Raw genomic sequence first — 1,052 nt, forward strand, 5'->3', positions numbered from 1 at the left:
GCATCCATTTTCATCATCAAGGTAATCAGCCGCTTTTCCCCAATATAATAGGGCCTGATTCGAGGTTCCTTCTGTGCCTTTTGAAAGATTGCATCATTGGGGTCACTGGTGATATAGTGTATAGAAAGATTGGAATGCTGCAGTAGGTAGTCAATCACGTCGGCAAAATACTTGTAAAATCCGCTGCTCTCCGAGTAAAAGACCAGATGTTTGTTTGCGATCGAAAAGAACCGCTTATAATCGGCCTTTTCCCGCTGCCTGTCCTCCTTAGAGACACGCGACGAAAGGGAGTCAATACCTGCAAGCTCCTGTTTACTTTGTTCCAGAGCCTCATAGTCGACATAGTTTCGGGCCGGCATAACCGCATTTAACACCAACTGCTGTCCGATCGTCAAAAGATTGCTGGCGATCCAGTAAACGCCTACGCCAACCGGTACAAATGCCCCCAGGAGCAAGGATATGCCGATTGAGACGCCGTTTGTGGCCCACTGGCTTGCCCGAGCCTGCTCCCGCTGAAGCGGATTGAATCGATTCTGTGCGAGCCCCAGCAGAAGTGCAGAGCCGCCTGCGGCCAGCGGCATCAGCAATGTCATCCCTCCCGCTTGAGCGGGAGGGACGGAAAGTACACTTTCCGTCCCTGCAAGAAGGGCCTGCACCGCACCAATCACCCCGATCAGCAGTGCAAGCTGGATAAACATGGGGACTGTGCTGGCCAGTGGATGGTATCCGCGCTGTTTATACAACGCCTGTGTTTTTTCCGCAATGGTATCTTTATCTCCGTAGTACTTCACTTTCAGCCGGTTCAGCTCGGGCATCAGACGGATCATCGTGATCCCGTTTCTATGTGTCCACAGGGAAACCGGGAACAGAATCACCTTGGTGAGCAGCGTAAAAATAAGAATCGCCGCAAAATAATGCCCCACCATACGATAACAAATCATCATTAACGCATTTAGTGGGACTGCCAACTGTTCTGTCAAACTCATCTTTTTCTCCTAAACTCCCTCTTTTTATCTTTCATAACCAGATCAGCCGATAATTTCTGATTATCT

1 protein-coding gene is annotated in these 1,052 nt (G+C 49.5%); it reads right to left on the bottom strand.

The genetic code is table 11. The annotated features are described in order from the left end of the window. The coding region (locus D5269_RS17910; RefSeq protein ID WP_166545247.1) for a YidC/Oxa1 family membrane protein insertase at positions 1-986 on the bottom strand (986 nt) is incomplete at its 3' end. Between the last annotated feature and the right edge of the window lie 66 nt (positions 987-1,052).

Source organism: Anaerotruncus sp. 1XD42-93 (genome assembly GCF_009917605.1).
Classification (GTDB): domain Bacteria; phylum Bacillota; class Clostridia; order Oscillospirales; family Ruminococcaceae; genus Anaerotruncus.